Here is a 7,154-nt window from a genome sequence, read left to right on the forward strand (position 1 = left end):
CGACATCATCCCATTAGCCATTCGTTACCTGTCGTGACCTGGCACACAGCTCCGCCACTCCCTCCCCGGTGACCGGGGACACTGTTCCCACTTCCGTGACGATCGCCGTCACCAACTCCGGCGGTGTGATGTCAAAAGCCGGGTTGTACGCCTGCGTTCCGAGCGGCGCCACCGGCAGCCCCCCTCCTGTGTCGACCCCCGCCCCCGCGACATGCGGGATTGTGAGCTCGGTCACTTCCTGGCCGGAGCGCTGCTCGACCTCGATCGACGCCCCGTCCCGGGTGTCCAGATCGATCGTCGTGCGCGGCGCCACCACGATGAACGGCACATGGTGGTACTTCGCCAACACTGCGAGCGGATAGCTTCCCACCTTGTTGGCCACCGAGCCGTCGGCCGCGATCCGGTCCGCCCCGATCAGTACGGCATCCACCTCGCCCGCGGCGAAGAGGGAACCCGCCGCATTGTCCGTCAGCAAGGTGTACGCCATCCCGTTGCGGGCCGCCTCGTACGCGGTGAGCCGGGCCCCCTGGAACAGCGGCCGGGTCTCGTCCACCCACAGTCTGCGCAGCTTGCCCGCCCGGTGCGCCCTCAGCGCCACGGCGAACGCGGTGCCCTCGCCTCCCGAGATCAGCGCCCCTGTGTTGCAGTGCGTGAGGATCCGGTGGGTGCCGCCCGGCAGCAGCTCGTCCAGGAGTGCCAGCCCGTGGGCCGCCATCCGCGCGCTGCCCTCGGCGTCCTCCCGGTGCAGCTCACGGGCCTGCGCCAAAGCCGCGGAAGCCGCCTGCTCGGAGTCCGCTCCGCCCTTCACCGCGGCCCGGTGGGCCTCCACGGCCCGCCGCACCCCGTACCCGAGGTTCACCGCGGTGGGGCGCGCCTCCGCCAGCCGCTCCGCCGCCTCCTCCACGTCGAAGCCGCGTACGGCGGCGAGCGCGACGCCGTAGGCACCCGCGATCCCCAGCAGCGGCGCGCCCCGCACGGCGAGTGTCTGGATCGCCCGGACCAGGGCGGGCACATCCGTACACACCACCTCGGTCTCCTCGGCGGGCAGCCGCGTCTGGTCGAGAAGCACCAGCACCGGTCCCTCCGGCGGCTCCTCCCAGCGCAGGGCGGGCAGCGTGGGCGGCTCAGTTCCGACCGGGGTTTGTACGTACTGATCAGCCATCCGCCCAGTCTGCCCGGTGAGCCGCCCACAATGAAGGTGCCATGGAGATACGGGCCCAGGCCCACTACGAGGCACCGCGTGGCACGATGGCTGCCAGCCGACCGCCCCGACAGGCGACCGGGCATTGTGACCGAGCCGGCTCGACGAGCCTGCCCTGCGACAAATCCTCGAGGTGGACGACCGTGAACGACACTCCGGGCTGGGCTTCGCCCGGATCTGCTCCCTCCGACGGCCAGGACGACGCCGCGGTCCCCCGGCCCGCGGAGCCCGCCGACACGGACGGTGCCGCATCGAAGTGGTCGAAGGACCAGCCGCCCGCCGGCCAGTGGTCGCCGCCGACCGCACCCGGCCCCGGCCGGGTCCCCCCGCCGGCGTCCACGCCCGGCTGGAGCGGCGGCCCCGGCCACCAGGGCGCCTGGGGACAGCCTCCGGCGGCCAAGCCCGGCGTCATCCCGCTGCGCCCGCTCGGCGTCGGCGAGATCCTCGACGGCGCGGTCTCCACCCTGCGAGCCCACTGGCGCACCGTGCTCGGCATCACCATCACCGTCTCCGTGATCACGCAGATCTGCGAGATCCTCGTGCAGCGCTACCTCGTGCCGACGCCCCCCGAGGTCAGCCCGGACGCGAGCCCGGAGGAGGCGCTGCGCGCGAGCGTCGACAGCCTGCAGGCCTCCCTCGTCGGTCTGGGCCCGACGCTGATCATCACCCTCATCGGCACCCTCGCCACCACGGCGCTGCTCACTGTCGTCGTCAGCCGCTCGGTGCTGGGCCGCCCGGTGAACCTCGGTGACGCCTGGCACGAAGCCCGCCCCAGGCTCCCCCAGCTCCTGGGCCTCACCCTGTTCCTGCCTCTGATCAGCATCGGAATCCTGGCCCTCGGCATCGTCCCCGGAATGCTGATCGGCTCCATCGCCGGCGGCGTACTGATCGCGGTGGGCAGCATGGCCGCCACCGTCGTCATCCTCTGGCTGATGATCCGCTTCAGCCTCGCCTCCCCGGCCCTGATGCTGGAACGCCAAGGCGTGATCGCCTCGATGCGCCGCTCGGCCAAGCTCGTCCAGGGAGCCTGGTGGCGGGTCTTCGGCGTCATGGCCCTCACCCTGCTCCTGACCATGCTGGTCTCGATGATCATCGGCATCCCGTTCACCGTCGCCGCGTTCGCCGTGGAGGGCGACAGCTTCGGCGACCTGATGTCGGGCACCACCCCGGACTTCGGCTGGTCGTTCCTGATCATCACCGGGATCGGCGCGGTGATCGCCTCCTCGATCACCTACCCGATCTCCTCCGGAGTCTCCGTCCTGCTCTACGTGGACCAGCGCATCCGCCGAGAAGCCCTCGACCTCGAACTCGGGCGCGCCGCCGGGCTCCCCGGATACGGACCCGCCTCCCCGGTCGACGACACCTCCAGGAGCTGATGCGGTGTCGACCACGGGGGGAACGACAACGGCGCGGGCGCTGATCCGCGCGAGCAGGGACGTACCGGTGGACACGCCCCGCGGCCCCGCACGGGAGGCGGCGGAGCGGGAACTGTCCAAGCCGATGTACCACGAGAACGACCCGAACCTCCTCCAGCGCGCCCTCGACCGCTTCTGGGAGTGGGTCGGCACGCTCTTCGACGCGGCCTCCGGCGCCACCCCCGGAGGCCCGCTCGGCCTCCTGGCCATCGCCCTGGTCGTTCTGGCCGTCATCGGCGCCCTCTGGTGGCGACTGGGGACCCCGCACCGCACGGCGAGCACCTCGGACTCCCTCTTCGACGACGGTCCCCGCAGCGCCGCCGAGCACCGCACGGCCGCCGAACGGCACGCCGCCGCCGGCCGCTGGAACCAGGCCGTCCAGGAACGGATGCGCGCCATCGTCCGCTCACTCGAAGAGCGCACCCTGCTCGACCCCCGCCCCGGCCGCACCGCCGACGAGGCAGCTGCCGACGCCGGCCGCTCCCTGCCCGGCCACGCCGACGAACTGCGCGCCGCCGCCAGGGAATTCGACGACGTCACATACGGCGGCCGCACCGCCGACCAGAACGCGTACCGGCGCATAGAAGAGCTGGACGTGTCCCTGGAGCGGACCAAGCCCGAACTCGCCACCGCCGCTCCGGGAGCCGCCGAATGAGCGGGCAGCCCACCAGCTCCACCTCCGCCTCCCTCACCACCCGCCAGATCTGGACCCGGACCCGAGGCCTGCTCCTGGCCTTGGTGATCCTCGTCGTGGCCGCCATCGTCATGGCCGCCGTCCGCTCCGGCGACCACCACGGCCGTCTCGACCCGCGCTCCGCCGACCAGTACGGCAGCCGCGCCGTCGCTGAACTCCTCAAGCGCCAGGGCGTCGACCTTCGCGTGGTCACCACGCTCGACGACGCCACCGCCGCCACTGGCCCGGACACCACCCTCCTGGTCACCACCCCGGACCTGCTCACCCCGCAGCAGCAGCACACGCTGCGGTCGGCCTTCGACGGCTCCGGCGGCCGCACCGTCCTGCTCGCCCCCGGGCCGCCTTCGACCGCGACCCTGGCCCCCGGCGTCACCACCCGCAGCAGCACTCCGGTCGAGGCCCGCGACCCGCAGTGCACCCTGCCCGCCGCAGTCCGCGCCGGCAGCGTCGACATCGGCGGCGAGCGCTACGTGACGGACCTCCCCCGCACGGAGGCCTGCTACCTCACCGACGGCCTGCCGACCCTCCTGCGGATCACGGAATCCGAAGGCGACACCGTCCTCGTCGGCTCCCCAGACCTCCTCTACAACGACCGTCTCGACAAGCAGGGCAACGCCTCGCTCGCCCTCCAACTCCTCGGCTCCCGACCCCATCTGGTCTGGTACCTCCCCTCCCTCTCCGATCCCTCCGCCGCCGAAGGCGACGGCACTGACAGCGACGCCGGCGCCGAGAGCGGATTCCTCGACCTGATCCCCTCCGGCTGGCTCTGGGGCACGCTCCAACTCACCGTCGCCGCCGTACTCGCCGCGATCTGGCGAGCCCGCAGGCTCGGCCCCCTCGTCACCGAGCGGCTTCCCGTGGCCATCCGCGCCTCCGAGGCCACCGAGGGACGCGCCCGCCTCTACCGCAAGGCCGGCGCCCGCGACCGCGCCGCCGCCGTCCTGCGCTCGGCGACGCGAAGCCGCCTGGCCCCCCTCCTCGGCGTCCCCCCACGCGACGCCCACTCCCCCGACTCCCTGATCCCGGCGCTGTCCACCCGTCTCCCCGACGGAGCCCCGGACCCCACCGACCTCCTCTTCGGCGCGACACCCGCCGACGACGCCTCCCTCACCCGCCTGGCTGACCAACTCGACGCCCTCGAAAGAGAGGTACGCACCTCATGAGCGCCCCGACCCCCGAGACCGTAGAGAACTCGGACAGCGCACGAGCCTCCCTGGAGGCCCTGCGCACCGAGATCGCGAAGGCCGTGGTCGGCCAGGACCCCGCCGTCACCGGTCTCGTCGTCGCCCTGCTCTGCCGAGGCCACGTCCTCTTGGAAGGCGTCCCCGGAGTCGCCAAGACCCTCCTGGTGCGGGCGCTCGCCGCCTCCCTCGAACTGGACACCAAGCGTGTCCAGTTCACCCCCGACCTGATGCCGAGCGATGTCACCGGCTCCCTCGTCTACGACACCCGCACTGCGGAGTTCTCCTTCCAACAGGGACCGGTCTTCACCAACCTCCTGCTGGCCGACGAGATCAACCGGACTCCTCCCAAGACCCAGTCCTCGCTTCTCGAGGCAATGGAGGAACGGCAGGTCACCGTCGACGGCACACCCCGGCTCCTGCCGGACCCCTTCCTCGTCGCCGCGACACAGAACCCGGTCGAGTACGAGGGCACCTACCCGCTTCCGGAAGCCCAGTTGGACCGCTTCCTCCTCAAACTGACGGTCCCTCTGCCCTCACGCGAAGACGAGATCAGCGTCCTGACCCGCCACGCCGACGGCTTCAACCCCCGCGACCTCCAGGCCGCCGGAGTACGCCCGGTCGCCGGCCCGGCCGACCTCGAGGCCGCGCGCGCGGCCGTCGCCAAGACGTCGGTCTCCGCGGAGATCGCCGGCTACGTCGTCGATATCTGCCGTGCCACTCGTGAATCCCCCTCGCTCACCCTCGGTGTGTCCCCCCGAGGAGCCACCGCGCTCCTGTCGACCGCTCGCGCCTGGGCCTGGCTCACCGGCCGGGACTATGTCATCCCTGACGACGTGAAGGCCCTGGCGCTTCCCACCCTGCGGCACCGCATCCAGCTCCGGCCGGAAGCGGAGATGGAAGGCGTCACCGCCGACTCCGTCATCACATCGATCCTCGCCCACGTCCCCGTCCCCCGCTGAGGCTGAGACCGTGGCCCTCACCGGACGCACCGCGCTCATTGCCGCCCTGGGGTCCCTCCCCGTGGGCATCCTTGCCCCCAGCTGGACGGGGATGCTCGCGGTGAACGCTCCCCTGTCACTAGCAATTCTGTGCGACTACGCCATGGCCGCACCAGTGCGAACGCTCCAATTCACCCGAAGCGGTGATACAACCGTTCGACTGGGTGACGCTGCCGATGTCGACCTCCTGGTCACGAACCCTTCCAAGCGCCGCCTTCGAGCCCAGCTCCGCGACGCATGGCCCCCCAGCAGCTGGCTGCCCGGCACCGAGCAGTCCGCGTCCCGGCACAAGCTGACGATCCCGTCGGGCGAACGCCGCCGCCTCACTACGACACTCCGGCCGACGCGCCGCGGCGACCGTCAGGCAGAGCGCGTCACCATCCGCTCGTACGGCCCGCTCGGCCTCGCCGCCCGCCAGGGCCACCACAAAGTCCCATGGACCGTGCGCGTCCTACCGCCCTTCACCAGCCGCAAGCACCTACCCTCTCGCCTGGCGCGCCTACGGGAACTCGACGGCCGCACCAGCGTGCTGACGCGCGGCGAGGGCACCGAATTCGACAGCCTCCGCGAGTACGTACCCGGCGACGACACCCGATCCATCGACTGGCGCGCCACAGCCCGCCATTCCACGGTGGCGGTACGCACATGGCGTCCCGAGCGGGACCGGCACATCCTCGTCGTCCTTGATACGGGCCGCACCTCCGCCGGCCGCGTCGGCGACGTCCCCCGCCTCAACGCGGCCATGGACGCGGCACTGCTCCTCACCGCCCTGGCCTCCCGGGCCGGTGACAGAGTTGATTTCGTCGCCTACGACCGGCGCCTCCGTGCCCAAGTACAGGGCCGCTCAGCAGGCGATGTCCTACCCGCGTTCGTCAACGCGATGGCCTCGCTCGAACCCGAACTCGTGGAAACCGACGCCCGCGGCCTGGCCGCGACTGCACTGGCCCACGCCCCTCGCCGCTCTCTCCTCGTCCTGCTCACCAGCCTGGACACGGCTCCGGTCGAGGAGGGCCTCCTCCCGATCCTCCCCCAGCTCACCCAACGCCATACGGTCCTCCTGGCCTCAGTCGCCGACCCGCACGCGGTGGCGATGGCCCGGGCACGCGGCACGGTCGAGGCAGTCTACGAAGCCGCCGCCGGCACCCAGACCCAGACACAACGCCGACGCACCGCCGAACAACTCAAAGCCCACGGGGTCACGGTCGTCGATGCCACCCCCGACGACCTCGCGCCAGCGCTGGCCGATGCCTATCTGGCCTTGAAGGCAGCCGGTCGGCTTTAGAGCTGTCCCCTTCCCCGGCCACACCTCGGGCCAGGGAAGGGAGCTTTCCCACACGGGTCGTGAACGCAGAAAAGCCCCGCACCATAAGGTGCGGGGCTTTCCCACAATGATTGTTCGGCGGCGTCCTACTCTCCCACAGGGTCCCCCCTGCAGTACCATCGGCGCTGAAAGGCTTAGCTTCCGGGTTCGGAATGTAACCGGGCGTTTCCCTAACGCTATGACCACCGAAACACTATGAAGATGTCGAACTACAACCGGCAAACGGGAGTTCGTTACTTCAGAACTAACACAGTGGACGCGAGCAACTGAGGACAAGCCCTCGGCCTATTAGTACCAGTCAGCTTCACCCGTTACCGGGCTTCCACATCTGGCCTATCAAC

6 protein-coding genes and 2 rRNA genes are annotated in these 7,154 nt (G+C 70.9%); 5 read left to right on the forward strand and 3 right to left on the reverse strand.

Features of this window, described 5'->3' with window-relative positions:
- Nucleotides 1-13: 13 nt before the first annotated feature.
- Nucleotides 14-1,162 carry an S-methyl-5-thioribose-1-phosphate isomerase gene (gene mtnA / locus ACZ5VC_RS06230; RefSeq protein ID WP_469118875.1) on the reverse strand — a complete coding sequence of 383 codons (1,149 nt, stop codon included), beginning with the start codon at nt 1,160-1,162 and terminating at the stop codon, nt 14-16.
- Between the two features lie 182 nt (nt 1,163-1,344).
- Between mtnA and ACZ5VC_RS06235 the strand changes: the two genes are divergently transcribed.
- From ACZ5VC_RS06235 to ACZ5VC_RS06255, 5 genes are read left to right on the forward strand one after another with little or no spacing between them, the layout of a single operon-like run.
- Entirely contained in the window at nt 1,345-2,577 is a 1,233-nt protein-coding gene (locus ACZ5VC_RS06235; RefSeq protein ID WP_469118876.1) for a DUF7847 domain-containing protein, read from the forward strand.
- A 4-nt stretch (nt 2,578-2,581) separates the two neighbouring features.
- Nucleotides 2,582-3,271, forward strand: a complete 690-nt coding sequence (locus ACZ5VC_RS06240) for a DUF4129 domain-containing protein (protein ID WP_469118877.1) — start codon at nt 2,582-2,584, stop codon at nt 3,269-3,271.
- Complete coding sequence (locus ACZ5VC_RS06245; protein ID WP_469118878.1) at nt 3,268-4,473, forward strand: DUF4350 domain-containing protein; 1,206 nt, start codon at nt 3,268-3,270, stop codon at nt 4,471-4,473. Before ACZ5VC_RS06240 ends, ACZ5VC_RS06245 begins: the two co-directional genes overlap by 4 nt.
- Nucleotides 4,470-5,453, forward strand: a complete 984-nt coding sequence (locus ACZ5VC_RS06250) for an AAA family ATPase (RefSeq protein WP_469118879.1) — start codon at nt 4,470-4,472, stop codon at nt 5,451-5,453. The genes ACZ5VC_RS06245 and ACZ5VC_RS06250 overlap by 4 nt, the downstream gene beginning before the upstream one ends.
- A gap of 10 nt (nt 5,454-5,463) precedes the next feature.
- Nucleotides 5,464-6,774: a DUF58 domain-containing protein gene (locus ACZ5VC_RS06255; protein ID WP_469118880.1), complete on the forward strand. Its 1,311-nt coding sequence runs from the start codon at nt 5,464-5,466 to the stop codon at nt 6,772-6,774.
- Between the two features lie 112 nt (nt 6,775-6,886).
- Here the strand turns inward: ACZ5VC_RS06255 and rrf are convergent.
- Nucleotides 6,887-7,003: ribosomal RNA gene (rrf, locus tag ACZ5VC_RS06260) — 5S ribosomal RNA — on the reverse strand.
- A gap of 78 nt (nt 7,004-7,081) precedes the next feature.
- Nucleotides 7,082-7,154 (reverse strand): 23S ribosomal RNA (locus tag ACZ5VC_RS06265); the annotation flags it as partial.

The sequence above is a fragment of the Streptomyces sp. NPDC033174 genome (genome assembly GCF_055577795.1).